We start from the raw sequence: 2,206 nt of genomic DNA on the forward strand, positions 1-2,206 counted from the left end.
TGCTGTTACAGTTATGTGAAAGAGAGTTGGAGCAGTTGACCCGCACCCGCAGCCTGGTGCGCGATGGGGCGATGATCGATGTGTCCGGCGCGGTCGGCGTCAAGGTGTCGATGGAAGCCAACAACATCAAGATCAACGTGCAGGGCAACGAGCAGCGCGATGCGTCGGTCAACCGTGACGACGGCAAACTGATCAACAACGACGTGTGGGTCGACCTGCGCGAGCTGGTGTTTGTACCGGCGGGCACCAACGGTTATGCAACGGACCGCTGGTACACCGCCGGCGGCTTGCTGGAAGTCGGTGGTTACCTCGGCACCCAGGGCCACTCGGTGGGCGAGTGGATGGCCCAGGGCGGCACCGTGACCTTTACCGGCAAGGATGTGGTGACTCAGAAGGGCGCGCAGATCAACCTGTCGGGCGGCACCGTGGATGTGCAGGCCGGTTATATCGAACAGACTTGGCTGAGGGGGCCCGATGGGCGTTTGTATGAAGTGTCCAGAGCCCCGGGCGACATTCTCTACTCCGGCTTCTACAAGGGCTTTGAAGACACCAGTAAACGCTGGGGCCAGACCGAGTACTACTACAACCCGATGATCGCCACGCAACGCCGTTACGAGTCCGGTTACACCGTGGGCCGCGATGCCGGCAAGCTGGTGGTCGGCACTGCCAGCGCGGTGTTGGAAGGGCAACTGATCAGCGACGTGTTCCAGGGCGAACGCCAGACCCAGGCGGCGAATATCAACCTCGATGGCTACCAGCAATCGCAGAAGGCCCAGGCCCAGCGCGCGCAGTTGATCATTGGCCAATACCTACCGATCTACAACAAGACCACCGGCACCTTGCGTTATGCATTGGGCGCGACCACCGACCAGGTGCTGATCGACAGCAATACGCAGAAAATCGCCGAGGGCCTGGACCTCACCACCGCGCTGCCGGCGGATCGCCAAGGCAAGATGGTGCTCGACAGCGATCAGCTCAACGGCTACCAACTGGGCGCGATCAAGGTCGGGGCCCGACAGCAAATGAGCGTCAACGCTGCGCTGCAGGTGGCGGACGGCGGCGATATAACCCTGTTCGGGCCAGGGGTCAACATCAACGCCAACCTGACGGCCCATGGCGGCACCCTCAACGTGGGCAACATCCTCAGCCAGGTCGACCCGACGAAAGGGCAGGTGGTCGATACGATCCTGGCGGGCAGCGCCGGGGTCAGGGTGGCCGGTGGGGTCAGGCTCGATACCAGCGGGCGCTGGAACAACCTGGCGCTGGACTCTTCCAGCATCGGCGGCGTTGCCTATGTGAATGGCGGCAAGGTGTCGCTTCGCAGCACCGGCGACGTAAACCTGGGCGCAGGCAGCGTGGTGGAGGCCTCTTCCGGCGGCACCCTTGGCGTGAATGGCACGCTCGCAGGCGGCAAGGGCGGTGACGTGACCCTGGCTGCGCTCGGTGCGCTGGGGGTGCAAGGTGAGGTGCTCGGCTATGGCGTCAACGGCGGCGGCACGCTGGCGTTGCAGGCGCGCCAGGTGCAGATCGGCGATAGCACCGACGTGCCGGCTGCGGATACCTTGAAATTGGCCGGCGATTTTTTCAACAAAGGCTTCTCGGCCTATGACATTACCGGTAATGAAGGGCTGATCGTTACCGACGGCACCCAGGTGGAGGTCATCGCGCCCGTTTTGCGGCAGGGCGAACAAGCCTTGAACATGCCTACCGGGAGCGACCCGGCTAAGGCCCTGGAACGTTGGACCTCGTCGGTATACCAGGAAGACGCGGCCAAGGGCGTGCTCACCCAGCGCCGTGGTGCCAGCTTGAACCTGAATGCCGGGCACGCGGATTCCACGGCGGCGCAGTTGGCAACCACGGCGCTGACGGTCGGCCAAGGCGCAGTGATCACGGTCGACCCGGGGCAGGCCATCAACCTGCGCAGTGTCGGGCAACTGACCCTGGAGGGCACCCTCAATGCCTGGGGCGGCACTGTCAGTCTGGGTAGCCCGGCGGTTGTGCCCCAGGCGATGGAGCAGGCCAACGCCATCGGCCATGGCCGCTCGATCTGGATCGGCGAGCACGCGTTGATCGATGTCTCGGCGCGCGCGGTGACAGCGCTGGATTACCTTGGTCGCACCTACGGCCAGGTGCGCGACGGCGGCAAGATCAGCATCGGTGGCGAGATTGACACGGCCACCGGCATCGCCAAGGCCAGCGACCTGTT

The 2,206-nt window shown here is 64.1% G+C and carries 1 pseudogene; it reads left to right on the forward strand.

Annotated features, from left to right (window positions below):
* Positions 1-2,206, forward strand: a pseudogene (locus L9Z73_RS29515) (hemagglutinin); the annotation flags it as partial.

Source organism: Pseudomonas emilianonis (assembly GCF_023072625.1).
GTDB lineage: Bacteria > Pseudomonadota > Gammaproteobacteria > Pseudomonadales > Pseudomonadaceae > Aquipseudomonas > Aquipseudomonas paraveronii.